At 71.4% G+C, this 16,465-nt stretch carries 17 protein-coding genes and 1 pseudogene; 10 read left to right on the forward strand and 8 right to left on the reverse strand.

The genetic code is table 11. The features are described from left to right. Nucleotides 1–57: 57 nt before the first annotated feature. From ACIQK6_RS27365 to ACIQK6_RS27375, 3 genes are all read right to left on the reverse strand, one after another. Entirely contained in the window at nt 58–1,371 is a 1,314-nt protein-coding gene (locus ACIQK6_RS27365; RefSeq protein WP_402695644.1) for a DUF2637 domain-containing protein, read from the reverse strand. A gap of 161 nt (nt 1,372–1,532) precedes the next feature. Continuing rightward, entirely contained in the window at nt 1,533–2,297 is a 765-nt protein-coding gene (locus tag ACIQK6_RS27370) for a DUF3558 family protein (protein ID WP_329099746.1), read from the reverse strand. A 115-nt stretch (nt 2,298–2,412) separates the two neighbouring features. Further along, a complete protein-coding gene (locus tag ACIQK6_RS27375) occupies nt 2,413–3,348 on the reverse strand; it encodes a DUF3558 domain-containing protein (protein WP_402695645.1) in 936 nt (311 codons plus the stop codon). Between the two features lie 191 nt (nt 3,349–3,539). On the opposite strand from ACIQK6_RS27375, the gene ACIQK6_RS27380 reads away from it, so the two are divergent. After that, the gene (locus ACIQK6_RS27380) at nt 3,540–4,733 is read left to right on the forward strand and encodes an RtcB family protein (protein WP_329099744.1); all 1,194 of its coding nucleotides are present in this window, start codon (nt 3,540–3,542) and stop codon (nt 4,731–4,733) included. Between the two features lie 71 nt (nt 4,734–4,804). Here the strand turns inward: ACIQK6_RS27380 and ACIQK6_RS27385 are convergent, their stop codons facing one another. After that, nucleotides 4,805–5,638, reverse strand: a complete 834-nt coding sequence (locus tag ACIQK6_RS27385) for an LAGLIDADG family homing endonuclease (protein WP_402695646.1) — start codon at nt 5,636–5,638, stop codon at nt 4,805–4,807. A 242-nt stretch (nt 5,639–5,880) separates the two neighbouring features. Between ACIQK6_RS27385 and ACIQK6_RS27390 the strand changes: the two are divergent. Together ACIQK6_RS27390 and ACIQK6_RS27395 are read left to right on the forward strand one after the other, a co-directional pair. Next, a pseudogene (locus tag ACIQK6_RS27390) lies at nt 5,881–6,294 on the forward strand (polysaccharide deacetylase family protein); the annotation flags it as partial. A 136-nt stretch (nt 6,295–6,430) separates the two neighbouring features. Then, nucleotides 6,431–6,553: a hypothetical protein gene (locus ACIQK6_RS27395; RefSeq protein WP_402695647.1), complete on the forward strand. Its 123-nt coding sequence runs from the start codon at nt 6,431–6,433 to the stop codon at nt 6,551–6,553. Here ACIQK6_RS27395 and ACIQK6_RS27400 read toward each other — a convergent pair. After that, complete coding sequence (locus ACIQK6_RS27400; protein ID WP_329099741.1) at nt 6,550–7,314, reverse strand: SDR family oxidoreductase; 765 nt, start codon at nt 7,312–7,314, stop codon at nt 6,550–6,552. The two genes, ACIQK6_RS27395 and ACIQK6_RS27400, sit on opposite strands and share 4 nt — an antisense overlap. A 256-nt stretch (nt 7,315–7,570) precedes the next feature. Here ACIQK6_RS27400 and ACIQK6_RS27405 point away from each other — a divergent pair, with 256 nt between their 5' ends. Further along, the gene (locus ACIQK6_RS27405) at nt 7,571–8,026 is read left to right on the forward strand and encodes a hypothetical protein (protein ID WP_402695648.1); all 456 of its coding nucleotides are present in this window, start codon (nt 7,571–7,573) and stop codon (nt 8,024–8,026) included. A gap of 93 nt (nt 8,027–8,119) precedes the next feature. On the opposite strand, the gene ACIQK6_RS27410 is transcribed toward ACIQK6_RS27405, so the two are convergent. Both ACIQK6_RS27410 and ACIQK6_RS27415 read right to left on the reverse strand, forming a co-directional pair. Continuing rightward, entirely contained in the window at nt 8,120–8,848 is a 729-nt protein-coding gene (locus ACIQK6_RS27410; RefSeq protein WP_328789309.1) for a Mut7-C RNAse domain-containing protein, read from the reverse strand. A 41-nt stretch (nt 8,849–8,889) separates the two neighbouring features. Beyond that, on the reverse strand, nt 8,890–9,306 hold the full coding sequence (locus ACIQK6_RS27415) for a helix-turn-helix domain-containing protein (protein WP_329099738.1): 417 nt from the start codon (nt 9,304–9,306) through the stop codon (nt 8,890–8,892). A gap of 190 nt (nt 9,307–9,496) precedes the next feature. On the opposite strand from ACIQK6_RS27415, the gene ACIQK6_RS27420 reads away from it, so the two are divergent. Further along, the gene (locus ACIQK6_RS27420) at nt 9,497–10,393 is read left to right on the forward strand and encodes an NADP-dependent oxidoreductase (protein WP_329107734.1); all 897 of its coding nucleotides are present in this window, start codon (nt 9,497–9,499) and stop codon (nt 10,391–10,393) included. On the opposite strand, the gene ACIQK6_RS27425 is transcribed toward ACIQK6_RS27420, so the two are convergent. Next, the gene (locus ACIQK6_RS27425; RefSeq protein WP_329099737.1) at nt 10,377–10,979 is read right to left on the reverse strand and encodes a GNAT family N-acetyltransferase; all 603 of its coding nucleotides are present in this window, start codon (nt 10,977–10,979) and stop codon (nt 10,377–10,379) included. The genes ACIQK6_RS27420 and ACIQK6_RS27425 overlap by 17 nt on opposite strands. Before the next feature lie 413 nt (nt 10,980–11,392). Here ACIQK6_RS27425 and ACIQK6_RS27430 point away from each other — a divergent pair, with 413 nt between their 5' ends. From ACIQK6_RS27430 to ACIQK6_RS27450, 5 genes are all read left to right on the forward strand, one after another. After that, entirely contained in the window at nt 11,393–11,776 is a 384-nt protein-coding gene (locus ACIQK6_RS27430; RefSeq protein WP_329099736.1) for a peptidase inhibitor family I36 protein, read from the forward strand. Between the two features lie 98 nt (nt 11,777–11,874). Next, nucleotides 11,875–12,798, forward strand: a complete 924-nt coding sequence (locus tag ACIQK6_RS27435) for a hypothetical protein (protein ID WP_329099735.1) — start codon at nt 11,875–11,877, stop codon at nt 12,796–12,798. A gap of 7 nt (nt 12,799–12,805) precedes the next feature. Then, the gene (locus ACIQK6_RS27440) at nt 12,806–14,377 is read left to right on the forward strand and encodes a peptidoglycan-binding domain-containing protein (RefSeq protein WP_329099734.1); all 1,572 of its coding nucleotides are present in this window, start codon (nt 12,806–12,808) and stop codon (nt 14,375–14,377) included. After that, nucleotides 14,370–15,068 (forward strand): ABC transporter ATP-binding protein, encoded by a 699-nt coding sequence (locus tag ACIQK6_RS27445; protein ID WP_329099733.1) that lies wholly within the window; start codon nt 14,370–14,372, stop codon nt 15,066–15,068. The genes ACIQK6_RS27440 and ACIQK6_RS27445 overlap by 8 nt, the downstream gene beginning before the upstream one ends. Continuing rightward, on the forward strand, nt 15,058–16,296 hold the full coding sequence (locus tag ACIQK6_RS27450) for an ABC transporter permease (protein WP_402695649.1): 1,239 nt from the start codon (nt 15,058–15,060) through the stop codon (nt 16,294–16,296). The genes ACIQK6_RS27445 and ACIQK6_RS27450 overlap by 11 nt, the downstream gene beginning before the upstream one ends. Nucleotides 16,297–16,465: the final 169 nt, after the last annotated feature.

Below are 16,465 nucleotides of genomic sequence, written 5' to 3' on the forward strand. Positions count from 1 at the left end.
GCGAAAGGGCCCGCACCCCTCGGGGTGCGGGCCCTTCCGCCGTCCACGGCCGTCACGTCACGCGATGTGCTCCGCCTCGCGGTCCTTGTGATGGCGCTGCTTGAACGCCGGGATCATGCGGCGCAGCAGCGAACCGCTGCGCGGGTGCGTCACGCCGTAACCGTCCGACAGGTGTATGTCGAGCGCCTCGGCCGACGGGTAGTCCTGCTTCTCGTCGACCAGCGCACAGAACACCTTGTACGCCGCCTCGGCGAACTCGGCCTCGTCAGGAGTCTCGGGACCCTCGGCCGGAACCTCCTGCTGGCGCTGAGCCGGGATGGAAGGATCCTGCTGCGCGGACACGGACTGCTCCTCGTCCGGGCCCATCGGGGGCAGCACCGGGGTCGGCTCCAAGCCCTCCACGTACTGGGGGTTGTAACCGCCCTCGTACGCCGCCTGCGGCGCCAGCGGCGCGGCGAACCACGCGCTGTTGTGCGCCGCCGGCATCGCCGTCGGGTCCACCGCGAACGCCGGCGGGACGTGCTGGGCAACACCGGGAACACCCGGAACACCGGGCGCGCCGGCCGGATCCTGCACCTGCTGGGCGACCTGCTGGCCCTGCTGCGCCAGCTCGGGCGCGGCCGCCAGCGCCGGAGCCTGCGGAGCTTGCTGGACCTGCTGCGCCTGCTGCTCCACCGGCGGCAGCACCGCCGGCTCGATGCCCGTCGCCGCCAGCGCCTCCGGAGTCGTCTCCGCGAGCGGCACACCGATCTTGGCCAGCTTCAGCGGCATCAGCGCCTCCACCGGAGCCTTCCGCCGCCACGAACGCCCGTACCGCGCCTGCAGCCGGGCCTGGTAGATCAACCGGTCCTGCTCCATACCGACCGCCTGCTCGTAGGAGCGCAGCTCCCACAGCTTCATCCGGCGCCACAGCTTGAACGTCGGCACCGGCGACAGCAGCCACCGCGTGATGCGCACACCCTCCATGTGCCGGTCCGCAGTGATGTCCGCGATCCGGCCCACGGCGTGCCGGGCGGCCTCCACCGTCACCACGAACAACATCGGGATCACCGCGTGCATCCCGACACCGAGCGGATCCGGCCACGAGGCCGCACCGTTGAAGGCGATCGTCGCCGCCGTCAGCAGCCACGCCGTCTGACGCAGCAAGGGGAAGGGGATCCGGAGCCACGTCAGCAGCAGGTCCAGCGCGAGCAGCACACAGATGCCCGCGTCGATACCTATCGGGAACACCAGCGAGAAGCTGCCGAACCCCTTCTGCAGGGCGAGGGCACGCACCGCGGAGTACGAGCCCGCGAACCCGATCCCCGCGATGACCACGGCTCCCGCGACCACCACGCCTATGAGGATCCGGTGCGTACGAGTCAGTTGCATCGCGGCCACCCGCGATCCCCTCCCCTTGTCGAGCACGTACCGAGCGGAGCGTGCCGATGCTCAGTACTGGGTACTTACCGCGCCTTTACCAAGCTGCGGCACGCACAGCGTACGGGTGACCGGATGTCAGTGCCCCAGGAGGCCCCGCCCCGCGCCCGTTCCTACTGGGGCTGCGGGGACTGCGGCTGCTCCGCCGGCGCCTTGTTCGCCGCGCCCACCGAGGTCACGGCCTCCTTGGCGGCCGTGATCGCGTCCTGGAGCAGCTTCGCGTGGTCCGGCGCAGCCGCCCCCTCCAACCCCGCACCGTTGTAATCGAGGGTGACCACCACGTTCTGTGTGCGCGCCACGACCGTCGTGTTGAAGTGGTCGTTGCCGTCCTTCTTCACCTTGTAGATGACCGACGTCCCCTGGTCACCGATCTCGGCCACCGCCTCCGCCTTCGGGTCCTGCGCGCCCTCGGCGGTCTTCGCGGCCTCCAACTCCTTGTTGTACTGCTCCTCGGCGCGCTTGTTGGCATCGCCGAGGGTGGCCTGCGAGTCGTAGCGGAAGAAGGACAGCGAGAGCCAGCGGTACTGCGAGCCCTTCAGACCGTCCTCGTCCAGACCGTTCCAGGAGCAGCTCGTACGGGTGGCCACGTCGTTCGACTTGGGCGCCGTCCCGTTCTTGTCCTTCGCCTCCGGGACGAGCGTGTCTATCGTCGGCGTCTGGAGCGCCTTGCACGGGTCCGGGAGCGTGGCGAAGGCCGCCTTCTCCAGGGTCTTCGAGGACTTCGGGTTCGGCTTGGCGGACGAGGACGAACCGGACTTCTTGTCGCCGTTCGAGCTCGTGTCCTTGCCCGAGTCGGACGAACACCCGGCGACGGTGAGGATCACCGGGACGGCTGCGCAGGCGAGGACGCGGGTGAGGCGCGAGGCTGATCGGTGCATGGTTCCTTCAGTACGTTTGTCGGTTGTTCTTCGGACGCGGGACCCGGGCAACGGTAGCCCGACCGGGTACCCGCCTGCTGTGCGCGCCGTCACGCGGGAGCCCGGCGCACACCGCTTATTCGCTGAAACGCTCGGCCAGGGCCTGCGCCAACTGCCGTGCCTTGTCCTGGGTTTCGGTACTCGGCGGGACCGTGCCGGGCAGCGCGGGCTGCACGCTGTACTCGATGGTGACGATGACGTTCGAGGTACGGAACACAATGCGCACGGTGCGGGATTGCGCGGCGCTGGCCCCGGCCGGACTGAGCTTGTCCTCCAGGAAGGCGTCGTTGCCGGGGCCCTCCAAGACGCGCGATCCGAGCTCGACCGGCGCCGACGGGCTCGCGGCGGGGGACGCCGGCGCTCCGGAGGCGGGCGCTCCGGAGGCGGGCGCTCCGGGGGCGGGCGCTCCGGGGGCGGGCGCTCCGGGGGCGGGCGCTCCGGGGGCGGGCGCTCCGGGGGCGGGCGCTCCGGGGGTCGGCGCTCCGGGGGTCGGCGCGCCCTGGGTCGGGGCCGCCGGGGTGGGGCTCGCGGTCGGGCCGGGGAAGGGCAGTTTCGCGTCGGTGAGCCGGCGGACGTAGACCTGCTTGGCCTTGTCGTCGTCGCTGGTGGTGGTCCGGTCGTACGAGACCACGCGCTCGAAGCCGACCGACAGCAGCCGCGTCTCCTCGGGGCTCTGCCCGGTCCAGCGGCAGCCGACGTGCCGGTCGCCGTCGTACGAGGCGTCCGCGACACCGGCGTACATCTGGTCGCGCTGCTCGGGTGTGAGGCTGTCCCCGGCCGGGAGCATGCCCTTGAGCTTCTTGCTGTCGGCGCCGGCCTTGCAGGGCGAGGGCAGACTGCGGTACTTGCCTGGTTGGGCGGGTGCGGCGGCGGTGCCGCCGGCCTTCGAGTCGCTGGTGCTTCCGCCGCTGCTGCCGCTGGTGCACCCGGTCAGACCGGCCGCCCCGGCGGCGAGCGCGGTGAGCATCGCGATGCCCGGCAGGACTCGCCCCCGTACCGCCTTGCGCTGCACGTCCACTGGCTCCCTTCGACCGGCGGGCCCCCCGACGGTCAGGAAAATGCGTTGCCGCGACTTGGGCGCGGCTGGACACAATGTCTATCGCACACGCTGGTGCTGGCGCCGGTCCCCTGTCGTATTTGGGATCAAGAGCGAGGCTTTTGCGCATTCTGACTTTTCTGTGATTTTCAGGGGATTGATTCCTTATGTCGTATGTAGAGGTACCCGGGGCGAAGATCCCGATCCGGATGTGGACCGACCCGGCGTCGGTCGAGGACAGCGCGATGCAGCAGCTGCACAACGTCGCCACCCTCCCCTGGATCAAGGGTCTGGCCGTCATGCCGGACGTCCACTACGGCAAGGGGGCCACCGTCGGCTCGGTGATCGCCATGAAGGACGCGGTCTGCCCGGCGGCGGTGGGCGTGGACATCGGCTGCGGCATGTCGGCGGTGAAGACGTCCCTGACGGCGAACGACCTGCCGGGGGACCTGTCGGGACTGCGGTCGAAGATCGAGCGGGCGATCCCGGTGGGCACGGGGATGCACAAGGAGGCCGTGGACCCGGCGCGGCTGTACGGGTTCTCGGTGGAGGGGTACGAGGGGCTCTGGGAGCGCTTCGACTCCATCACGGATGCGGTGAAGTTCCGGCGGGACCGGGCCATGCGGCAAACCGGAACGCTCGGGTCCGGGAATCATTTCGTTGAACTTTCAACTGATGCGTCCGGGGCGGTTTGGCTCATGCTGCACTCCGGATCACGGAACATTGGGAACGAGCTGGCGGACTTTCACATCAATGTGGCCCGCGGCCTTGCGCACAACCAGAACCTGGTCGACCGGGACCTCGCGGTCTTCCTCGCGGCCACGCCCGAGATGGCGGCGTACCGAAACGACCTCTTCTGGGCGCAGGAGTATGCGAAGTACAACCGCGCCGCGATGATGAGCCTCTTCAAGGAGGTCATCCGCAAGGAGTTCCGGAAGGCGAAGGTCTCCTTCGACCGCGAGATCAGCTGCCACCACAACTACGTGGCGGAGGAGCGGTACGACGGCATGGACCTGCTGGTCACGCGCAAGGGCGCGATCCGGGCCGGCAGCGGTGACTACGGGATCATCCCGGGCTCCATGGGGACGGGCTCGTACATCGTGAAGGGGCTCGGCAACGAGAAGTCCTTCAACTCGGCCTCGCACGGCGCGGGCCGGAAGATGAGCCGGACGGCGGCGAAGAAGCGGTTCTCGGCGCGGGACCTGGCGGAGCAGACCAAGGGCGTCGAGTGCCGCAAGGACTCGGGCGTCGTGGACGAGATCCCGGGCGCGTACAAGTCGATCGAGGCGGTCATCGACCAGCAGACGGACCTCGTGCGGGTCGTGGCCAAGCTCAAGGCGCTGATCTGCGTCAAGGGCTGAGCCGGCGGTTTGCCGAAACAGCGGAAGGCCCGGAACCCTGTGGGGTTCCGGGCCTTAGCGTGTCAGGCGGGTCAGCGCGCGGGCCACGGGCCGCAGCCCGTGCGGAGGCGTGTGAGGCGCTGCCTGCAGGCAGATTCGCTGCGGCCCAGTTCGACGGCCGCGGCAGCGGCGTCACCGATGTCGAGCAGCTTGAGGTCCTCTGCCACAGCCCAGCGGCGGCGTGGGGTCATCCTGGGCATGTCCGCAGGTCGGGTCCACGCGCCCAGGGAGCCTGCTGCGGCCTTCTTGCGCTCCAGGGCGAGGCAGCCGCCGTAGTACAGATGTGAGGCCAGCTCAACGGCTGCTTCGTTGGTGTAGAGGATGTTGTAGACGCCATCTCGTGCATTGCGCTTGATGGTGCGCTCTGCTCCGGTGATCTTCTTGGCGTAGTGGCAGAGGTATGCACCGATCGCCGTGCTGGCGGTCGTGAGCGAGACGAAGGGGAAGCCCTTCCCCGTGTACCCGACTGAACCGTCTGCGTCGATCACGCCGCGGATGTAGTCGCGGCGGGAGAAGTCGACGCGGGGCGGTGCGATGGTCTTGGACTTGCGCCCGTACGGAATCCCCAGCTCGTTGATGATGGTGCGCGCTTCCAGGGCACTGCAGGCCCAGACGGCGGCGTGTGATGCGGAGGCGAAGTTCGTGGCCCGCGTGCGCTCGGTGACGGAGCTGTTGTACGGAGTGAGGCGCTGGAACTCGTGCAGCAGGTCGATGTCGCGGACGTTGAGCTCCACGGTGAGGCGCCCACGTTGTCGGCTCTGCTGAGACAAGTGTCCGTCGGCCTGGAGGAAGCCGAACATGTAGGCGTAGCGGGGGTCGGTGAGGTCCATGAAGCGCGCGGCGGCGGTAGGGTCCTGTTCAGCCATGAGGAAGCCTTTCTTCCTTGTTGGTGAGGCCCTCGGCCGGGAGTGCCATCCCGGGCGGGGGCTGTTCGTGTTGCGGCTGAACTTAGGTGCGGATTCCTGGCCGGTCTGGCCGATTTCCCGAGGGCCACTCGAACGTGCGATGGAATTTCACATTGCGCCGCACGCACTCGGATGTGGTGCGTCAACTTCCGTTTGTGGCGGGAGGGTTGACCCGCATCTTGGTCTAGACCAGGGTGTGCGGCATGTGGAGATCCCGCGTGCTAATCGCCGCGCTCGCGTCGTTGTCGCTCGTCCTCGGGGCCGTCGGGTCCGCCCAGGCGAAGGTGGGGCTGCCGCCTGTCGTGTCGCACGTGCCGACCCGGGAGAAGGTCGTCTTCATCACCATCGACGACGGCTGGAACCACGATCCGGCCGCGGCCCGGATCCTGCTCGACAAGCGGGTGCCCGCCTCGTTGTTCCTGCTGCCGGGGGCGACCTCGTACGACACCGGGTACTTCACCCGGCTCGCGGAGGAGGGGCGGGCCACCGTCGAGAACCACACCGTCAACCACCCGGACCTCACCACGCTCGACGCGGCCGGCAAGGATGCCGAGGTGTGCGGGGCGGGGGAGCGGCTCCAGGCGACCTTCGGGCGGACGCCGAAGCTGCTGCGGCCGCCCTACGGGGCGGTGAACGACGACGTGCGGCTCGCGGCCAAGGCGTGCGGGGTGAAGGCGTTGATCACCTGGACGCACGATTTCACCACCTGGGGGCGGGACCCCGCCCGCGCCGCGGCTGCAGGCCGGGGACATCGTGCTGCTGCACTTCACGCCGACGCTGGCGGCGGACCTCCAGCGGGCCCTGGACGCGGCGAGGGCCGCCGGGCTGAAGCCGGCGGCCCTCGTGCCGCACCTGAAGGCGGCGGGAGTGCTCTAGAGCTCGCGGTGGACCTTGGTGTTCGAGGCCTGGGCGCGGGGGCGGACCACCAGGAGGTCGATGTTGACGTGGCTGGGGCGGGTCACGGCCCAGGTGATGGTGTCGGCCACGTCGTCGGCGGACAGGGGTTCCGCGACGCCCGCGTAGACCTTCTCGGCCTTCTCCGTGTCGCCGCGGAAGCGGGTCTTCGCGAACTCCTCGGTCTTGACCATGCCCGGGGCGATCTCGATGACGCGTACGGGCTGTCCGACGATCTCCAGGCGCAGGGTCTCGGCGAGGACGCGGGCGCCGTTCTTGGCGGCGACGTAGCCGGCCCCGCCCTCGTACGTGGAGTGGCCGGCGGTGGAGGAGAGGACCACGACCGTGCCGTCGCCGGAGGCGGTCAGGGCGGGGAGCAGGGCCTGGGTGACGTGGAGCGTGCCGATGACGTTGACCTCGTACATCGTGCGCCAGTCGGCGGGGTCGCCGGTGGCGACGGGCTCGGCTCCGATGGCGCCGCCGGCGTTGTTGACGAGGACGTCACAGCGGTCGAGGGAGGCGGCGAAGGCGTCGACGGCGGTGCGGTCGGTGACGTCGAGGGCGTGCGCGGTGGCCTGGTGGCCGGCCTCGGTGAGCTCGGCGGCGAGGGCCTCGATGCGGTCCTTGCGGCGGGCGGTGAGGACGACGTGGTAGCCGGCTGCGGCGAGCTGGCGGGCGGTGGCCGCGCCGATGCCGCTGCTCGCGCCGGTGACTACGGCGGTTCGGGTGGCGGCCGTGCTCATGTGCGGGCTCCTCGGTCGTTCGTAGGTCGTTCGTACGGGCGATTACCCGCCAGCATAGGCGCGGCTCAGGGGCCGCGCGGGGCGTGCATGATCCGGCCCGGCCCCGGTGTGTGCGGACGCTCCGGAGGTGACCACGGCAGTTGGGGGTGGGCACGCCCTCGTTCGTGTGATGGTCCGACCGGTCGGGGGCGGCGGTGGTTAGCCTCCGCGCGAGGAGGTGGTGTCGGTGCGCCGTGGTGCCGTACGAAGTGTGGTGGTGGCGGGTTTGCTGGCGCTCGGCGCGGGTGTCCCCGGGTCGGCCCAGGCGTCGGTGTCGGCGTGGGACGGGCCGGAAGCCGATGTGGCCTATCACGGCCGGGTGGCCCTGTCGGGGGCGCGGCTGAGGATCTGGATGGTCCCGGAGAACGACGGGCCCGCCGCGCTGCCGAACGCGACGGTGCGGGTGCGGTTGTCGGCGGAGCTCGCGGACCGGCAGGAGCTGGCGGAGGGCTGTGCCCGGGCGGGTCTGCGCGAGGTGGTGTGCGAGACGGGGTCGTTGCCGCTGCACGGGCAGGGGCGCCACATCGGGTTGCTGTTGGGGCTGCGGGATCGGGCGCCGGAGGTGGCGGTGCGGGTCGACACGTGGTGGAACGGCGGTGCGACGGACCGGAACCGCGCGAACAACGAGCACGTGGTGCTGGCGCTGGACACGGGCGACGCCTACGCGTTCTAGCGCTGTGACCGGCCGGGTCCACCGGGTTGCGACGCCCGGTACGGCACCGCGGGTCGGCCGGTCCCGTCCGCCCCCGGCCCGCCCGGGCACGGCTCAGGCCGTGCCGAACTCCACGAGGGCCTCGTCGACGATCCGTTCCAGGCGGGCGTGGTGGGCGCCGCGCCAGTAGACGCGTTCGCACTCGGTGCACTGCGCGAACACGTCGTAGGAGCGGTGCGTGCCGTGTTCCAGGCGGTCGCCGACGCTCTCCTTGTCCGCCTCGTGGAGCGGGCCGTTGCAGGCGGTGCAGCGGGTCCACGGCGCGAGGGCGGGTGCGAACCGGCCCAGCACGTCGCGCAGTTGCTCGTCGGGGTTGTCGCTGTAGACGTACGCGCCGGCGAACAGTTCGCGGCGGCGCAGCAGTCCGCGGTCGCGGGAGAGCAGTACGCGCCGTTCGGCTGCGGAGCGGGTGGCGAGGGCGGGGTCGCCGATGTCCTCGTTCTCGTAGGCGGCGTCGACGCCGAGCAGGCGCAGGCGGCGGGCGAGGGTGCCGAGGTGGACGTCGAGGAGGAAGCGGAGCGGGGCGCCGGGGACCTGTTGGGGTCGCTCGACGCCGTACACCTCGACGTTCTGGCCGTCCTGGGGCACGTAGGAGACGGGTACCTCGTGGCCGTCTACGAGGAGGCGGCCGACCTCGGTGAGCGGGACGCCGGCCGATTCGACGACGTGGCCGAGGCTGGAGGCGCCGTCGGTCGCGGTCGGTACGCGTTCGGCGCGCCGGCTGGGCGGGGCGAAGAGGCGCAGTTCGGGGGCGAGGGTGAGCTGAATGCCGGGTCCGTTCACCCGTTCAGCATGCCAGTTCCGTGCCAGCGGCCGCGGCCGAATTATGACGTCGCGGTGGCGTGGTCGTAGGTGTTGCGGTGGGTGCTGACCTCGTCGAAGTGGTTCTCGGCCCAGAGCTTCACGGAGGACAGGAGGCAGCCGAGGCTGCTGCCGAGGTCGGTGAGGCGGTAGTCGACGCGGGCGGGGACGGTGGGGGTGACGGTGCGGGTGACGAGGCCGTCGCGTTCGAGGGAGCGGAGGGTCTGGGTGAGCATCTTCTGGCTGACCCCGGGGATCTTGCGGCCGAGGTCGCTGTAGCGCATGGAGCGGTCTTCGGCTTGGCCGAGGGCGCTGACGATGAGGCCGACCCACTTGTCGCTGATGCGGGCCAGGAGCTGGCTGGTGGGGCATTCCTTGAGGAAGGCATCGTAGGCGGAGCGGGCTTCCTCGCGGCGGTCCGCGGCGGTGCTGGTGGCCATGGGTGCCCCACTTCCGGGTCGGGTACGCACCTTGGAGTGCGTACTTACGAAAAGAGAGTACCTCTCCCTAGGTTAGTGCTCATCGAGAACGCGAGAACGCGAGAACGCGAGAACGCGAGAGCACGCGAACGAGCGAAGCAGCGAACGAGCGAAGCAGCGAACGGGAGAGATGAAGATGAGCGAGCAGACGATGCTGGCGGCCGTGGTCAGCGAGTTCGGCGGCCCGGAGCGGGTCGAACTGGCCGAGGTCCCGGTACCCCGCCCGGAGGCCGGCCAGCTCCGCGTCAAGGTCGCCGCCGCCGGGCTCAACCCGGTGGACGGCGCGGTCGTCGCAGGGATCTTCGGCGGCGCCGGACAGCGGCTCGGCCTCGGCTGGGACGTGTCCGGGGAGATCGACGAGGTCGGCGCCGGGGTGACCGGCTGGAGCGCCGGTGACCGGGTCGTGGGCCTGCACTACGGGCCGGTGAAGCCGCTGGGCACGCACGCGCAGTACGTGGTGCTCGACGCCACCGCCGTCGCGTCCGCCCCGACCGCCGTGGACGCGGTGACCGCGGCCGGGCTTCCGCTCGCCGGTCTCACCGCGGCCCGCGCCGTGGACCTGCTGGGGCTCGCCCCCGGTTCCTCGGTGCTGATCACCGGAGCCGCGGGCGTCGTGGGCGGCCTGGCCGTCCAGCTCGCCGCCCGGGCCGGTCTGGCGGTGACGGCCCTGGCGGGCGCCGACGACGAGGAGCTCGTACGGTCCCTGGGCGCGACCGGGTTCGTCCCGCGCGGCGAGGCTCCGGCCGGGCCCGTGGACGGGGTCCTGGACGCGGCGGTGCTGGGCGCGGCCGCGCTGGACTCCGTACGTGACGGCGGGGTCTACGTGGGCCTGATCCCGAACCACGCCCCGGCCGCGGAGCGCGGTGTCCGGGTCGTGGAGCAGGAGGTCGCGGCGGACGGGGCGCACCTGGCCCGTCTGGTGGCCCTGGTCGACGCGGGCGCGCTGACCCTCCGGGTCGCGGACACCTTCCCGCTCGGCGAGGCCGCCGAGGCCCACGCCCACCTCGGGGCGTCCGGGGTCCGCGGCCGCATCATCCTGACGGCGTGAGGCCGTCCTGCGGACGGCCCACCCGGTAGCGCCAGTCGCAGCTCGGGTGGGGCACGCCGGGCGGGTACTCGAAGTCGACGTCGCCCAGGTACTCGAAACCGGCCCGCCGGCACACCGCGTTGGACGCCGGGTGGTCGGTGCCGGGGAAGGCGTGGACGCTGTTGCGGGAGCCGTGGGCCCTGACGTACGCCAGGAGTTCCGTGAGCGCTGCCACGGCCAGACCGTGGCCCTGGAACTCGGGCAGGACGCCCCAGCCGGCCTCGTAGACCGGCTCGCCCCGCCACTCCCGCTCCCAGAAGCCGACGGATCCGACGCTCTCGGGGCGTCCGACACTTCCGGTGCGTCCGCCGCTTCCGGTGCGTCCGTTGTCGCCGGGGCCCGCTCCGGCCGGGGTCCACACGACGCGGAACATCCGGCCGGCGGCCGGCTCCCGCGCGCTCAGGGCCTCGTAGCGGCGCTGGCGGTCGACGAGCTTCGCGGCCGGCTCGGGGCCGCCCAGGAACCGGGTCATGGCCGGCTCGTTCTTGCGCTCCAGCAGCCAGAAGTCGCCGGCGGACCAGGGCTCCAGCCGTACGTGGGTCTCCATCGGGCCACCCTACGGAGGCGGGCGCGGCCGGCCCACGGGTTTCGGCCTCCAGGGCGTGGCGCGGTCGCGAACGCGTCGATTTTCAGGCCGTGTTCGGGGTTCATCCGGACCGTGGGGGTCCGGGCGGCGCGGCTCCGGCACCGCTCAGCCACCCCGTCCCGGCGTCCGCCGGGCTGACCTGCACCGACCGCCTTTCCAGTGAGGTGGCGGTGCGCCGGAATGATGGATTCACGCATCGGGAATTGGCCACTGAATGATCACTTCCAATCGCCAACAGCCCTTTGGTTAAAGGGAATTGACCTTTTGTTTCCGGTGGGCGTGGCCTAGCCTGATCTCAGCCGACCGGGGGGAAGGGCTTCGGCTGCCCTGCCCTCTCACAGCATCAGTCACCACCCGACAAGGGGGAGTCACGAGTGCTCAGTAAGAGGATTTCGGCCGGATTCATCGCGATGGCGGCCGTGGCCGGCGTCATCGCCGCGGCGCCGTCCGCAGCGGCCGTGGACCGCACGTGTTACGACGGCAACTTCTGCATCTACAAGGACAGCAACTACAGCACCAACAACTCGATGTACCGGACGAAGTACGAGTCCGCCCGCTGGGACATCGACATGCCGGCCGTCTACGAGAACGACAGCTCCTGGTGGAACCGCCGCAGCCAGTCCTCCAAGACCTACGGCGGTCGTTGGATGTCGTGGGGCGTGGAGATCTGCCTCATCCCCGGCGGTTCCGTGAACTACTACTGGGACGCCAATGACGACGGAGCGAGCAACACCCTGAACGACGGCAACGGCTGCTGATCAACGCCTGAAGGCCGGGTCGCCCCGCGTCGCGGAGGCGGCCCGGCCGCACCTTCAAGAGGACACGGACACGGACATTGAATAAGCGCACCCGGGGCATGACGGCCATCGCGGTGACGGTGCTGCTGGGCGCCGCCTCCGCTGCCTGTTCGGAGGAAGCCCCGCAGGACCTGGAGACGGCCCGCAGGGCGCAGACGGCCCTCGACAGTGCCAACGCGGCGTTGGACCAGGAGCGCGACGCGGAGTTCAAACTGATCCGCAAGTGCATGAACGACAAGGGCTTCAAGGTCTTCCCGGCGGGCGGCTCCGGTACCAACAGCGGCAAGAAGCGGAGCGAGGACCTCTCCCCGTCGGCCGAGACCGCGCGCACCGTGGGTTACGGGGCGGACCCGCGCAGGTCGGACAACCAGAAGGCCCAGGAGGGCCCGGACGACTTCGACGCGCTGCCCGAGGACGTCAAGCGGGCCCACAGCATGGCCATGGACGGGTACGTCGACAAGCCCGAGGGCGGTGTGGAGTTCGACTTCGGCGGTGGCAAGGTCATGGTGCCGTCGAAGGGCTGTCGCGGTGAAACGCTCAAGGCCGTGTACGGGGACGTGAAGGAATACCTCCGGCTCAACTGGACGGTCTACAACAGCGTCAAGCAGAACAGCGCGCACATCCTCGCCGATGACGACGGATATCAGAAGTCGCTTTCCGAATGGGCCTCTTGCATGAAGTCCGGCGGCTATCCGGAAATAAAGACGCCGGAGAAGGCCAGGGAATCGGCGCTCTCGCATTACGCGAACATTCCCGGCGCTGACACCGCGGCGCTCGACAATGCCCAGCGTGCCGAGATCAAGCAGGCCACCACCGATGCCGAGTGCGCGACGAAGGTCGGTCTCAACACGAAGGCGCGGGAGGCCAAGAGCAAGGCCTCGGCGGCTTCGCTGGTGAAGCACGAAGCGGAGATCACGGCGTGGCTGGAACTGATCACGAAGGCCAAGGGCAAGGCCCAGGATCTACTGCGAGAGACGTCCTAATACTGTCATGAGCCTCGAACACCCCGATGAGACACAGGTGGAGACACAGGTGGCCCGGCCGTCCGGCGGGCGGGCGACGAGTGCGCGGCAGAGGTCCAGGCGGGGCCTGGTCGTCGCCGCCGTCGCCGTCGTGCTGTTCGGCAGTTCCGGTTCCGTCTGGTGGATCGCCTCCCAGGCCAGGACCCCGGAGCAGCGTGCCTCGAACGCCGCCGCGCCCCCGCCCTCCCAGATCACGGGGAAGGTTTCCGACCAGCAGCTTGTCGAGAAGATGGAACTGACCGGGAAGGTCGAGACGGCCTCCCGCACCACCATCACCGGCGTCCAGCCGCAGGGCACCAGTCGTGCGGTCGTCACGGCCCTGCCCGCGGCCGCGGGCAAGAGCCTCAAGGCCGGGGCGGTCGTCGCGGAGGTGTCGGGCCGCCCGGTCCTGCTGCTCCCGGGGCGCTTCCCCGCCTACCGGGACCTGAAGGCGGGCGACAAGGGGCCGGACGTGCAGCAACTGCAGCGCGCGCTGCAGCCGTTGTACGGGACGGCGGTGAACGGCACGTACGGCCCGGCCACCGTCGAGGCGGTGCGCAAGCTGTACGCGGCGGCCGGGTACGAGGCGCCCGCAGGGCAGGGGCAGAGCACCCCCGGGGGTGGCGGTTCCACCTCCGGTACGGCCCGCGGGGGCGGGGCGTCCCCGGGAGGCGGCACGGCTCCCCGGGGCGGCGCAGAGACCGACGGCGGCACCGGGGCGGCCCCCGGTGCGAGCGGTACGAACGGCACGAGCGGCGGCAACGGCACGAGCGCGCCGCCCGCCCGCGGTCCGGACGCGCCGCCCGCCGGGACCGGTCCGGCCAAGCCCGGCGAGCTGCTGCCGGCTGCGGAGGTCGCGTACGTCAGCGCCCTGCCGGCCGCGGTGGTGCAGGTCACCGCGGCGGTCGGCGACGCGGCGGACAAGCCGCTCGTCGTGCTCGGCAGCGGCGGCCGTCAGGTGCGGGCCGCCGTCAGCGCGGACCAGCGCACGCAGCTGCGCGATCTGCCGGCCGACGCGGTCATCCGCTTCGGCACCGGCCCGTACGAGGGCCGGGAGGGCACCCTGGGCTCCCTCACCAGCCCCTCGGACGGCAAGAGCGGCGACCAGCAGGGCAAGAGCGGGGGCCAGGACGGCGCGGCCACGGCGGGCACGGCGGGTACGGCGGGCACGGGAGCGGGTGCCGGCGGCAGCGGCGGTGGCGCGGGCGGCTCCGGCGGCCAGCACGAGGCGCTGTTCGTGCCCACCGGCGCGGAGGCCAAGGAGGGCTCGACCCAGCAGATCAGCGTCGAACTGCGGCGCAGCCCCAAGGGGGCGCTGACCGTTCCGGTGTCGGCCGTCTGGACCGACCTCGGCGGCTCGTCCACGGTCACCGTCGCCGAGGGCAGCAAGGAGCGGAACATTCCGGTCGAGGTGCTGTTCACCCACGAGGGCCTCAGTGCGGTTCGCGCGCTCGACGAGAACCTCGCCGTCGGCCAGACGCTCGTCCTCGTCCGCCGCGGAAACCCGGCGGGCGGCTCGGACGGCACCTCCGACGGCGCCTCCGGCGGTACCGATGGCTGAGGACGCTCCGCCGACCGGAGACGCTCCGCCCCCGGTCATCGAGATGACCGGCATCGCGAAGACGTATCCGGGGCCGCCTCCCGTGCACGCGCTGGCCGACGTCACGCTCGACATCCGGCCCGGCCGGCTCGCGGCCATCGTGGGCCCCTCGGGCTCCGGGAAGTCCACGCTGCTGAGCGTGCTCGGGCTGCTCGACGTCCCGACCCGCGGCCGGTACCTGCTCCAGGGCAACGACACCATCGCCCTGTCCGAACGGGCCCGCACCGCCTTGCGGGCCCAGACGCTCGGCTTCGTCTTCCAGGCGTTCCACCTGGTCCCGCACCTGACCTGCGTGCAGAACGTGGCCCTGCCACTGGTGCACCTGGGCGTGCCGCGCGCCCAGCGGCGGCCGCAGGCCGTACGGGCGCTGGAGTCCGTGGGGCTCGGGCACCGGCTCGACGTGAAGCCCACCACCCTCTCCGGCGGAGAACGCCAGCGGGTCGCGGTCGCGCGGGCCATCGTCCACCGGCCCGCGGTCGTCCTGTGCGACGAGCCGACCGGCAACCTGGACACCGCCAATTCGGCCCGCGTCATGGACCTGCTGACCGGACTGGTCGCGCAGGACCGGGCCGTGGTCGTGGTCACGCACGAACCCGATGTCGCGGCGAGGGCCGACCGCGTCTTCAAGGTGGTGGACGGCCGTGTTGCGTAGACGCGCCGAGGGCCGGCCGCCCGGGCACCCCCGTACGTCGGCGGCGGACCTGCTCGTCCAGGCGTTCCTCGCGCTGTTCGGCCGCCGGTTCCGCACGCTGCTCACCATGGTGGGCATCTCCGTGGGGTTGGCCGCCGCCCTCGCCACGCTCGGCATCACGGCCAGTGCGGCCGGCGCCGTCTCCGACCAGTTCGACGCCCTCAAGGCGACGCGGGTGACGGTCAAGTACCCGTCGGAGGCCGTGGCCGGGGTCCGGCCGCGGCCCGACGGCGCCGACGCCCAGCGGGTGCGCGACCTCAACGGCGTCCGCAGCGCCGGTCTGGTCAGCAGGGCCGGCGAGCAGCCGGCGCTCTCGCGGCTGCCCGGCGGCAAGGAGAACGACCTGCCCGAGGGCACGGTCATGGCCGCGCAGCCCGAAGCGCTGCTCGCCATGTCGGCCGAGCTCACGCAGGGCCGCTGGTTCGACACGGGGCACGACGCCCGGCGCGAACGGGTGGCCCTGATCGACACGGCCGCCGCCTCCCGGTTGACCGTGGACGGCGGGGCCGGCAACTCCGTGATCCACGTGAACGGGGTGGCCTTCAGCGTGCTCGGCGTCTTCCGGGCCCCCACCGGCGACACGAACCTCACCGGTTCGGTGGTCATCCCCTACTGGGCCGCCCTGCAGGACCCGGCGGGGCTGGGCTTCGCCCCCGCTGAAATGATCATTCGTACGGATCTGGGGGCCGCCGACCAGGTCGGCGACGAGGCCCCCTTCGCCCTGGCCCCGGGCGCCCCGGACAAGCTCGTCGCGCTGGTGCCGCCGGACCCCCGGTCGCTGCGCCGGGGGGTCGAGTCGCAGACCCGGGCCCTGTTCCTGGGCCTGGCCGCCGTCTCCCTCGGCGTGGGTGCGCTCGGTGTCAGCAACACCGCCTACGTGTCCGTGCTGGAGCGGCGTTCCGAGATCGGCCTGCGCCGGGCGCTCGGCGCCTCGCGGCGGGCGGTCGCCGGACAGTTCTGCATCGAGAGCGGTCTGGTCGGGCTGGCCGGCGGCGTGGTGGGCACGGTGCTCGGCATCCAGATCACCGCGGTGACCTGCCTGGCCAAGAACTGGCTGGTGGTCCTCGACCCCGCCCTCACCACCGCGGGACCGCTGGTCGGCCTGGTGGTGGGCCTGGCGGCAGGCCTCTACCCGGCCCTGGCGGCCGCCCGCATCCTGCCCGCCGAAACCCTGCGCGCGGGTGTCTGAGGGATGCCCGCGGTCGGATGCCTTCGAAGGTCAGGGCCAGACCAGGCAGTACGGCTGGTGGCCGGCCTCGTGCAGGCGATGGCTGAAATCCTGCCACTCGTGCGGAGGGGGCGGGGCAGCAGACCGGTGCGCCCTCTGGCACGATCTGGCCTGCGCCCATTCGCCGGTG

Source organism: Streptomyces sp. NPDC091682, assembly GCF_044756625.1.
Lineage (GTDB): Bacteria > Actinomycetota > Actinomycetes > Streptomycetales > Streptomycetaceae > Streptomyces.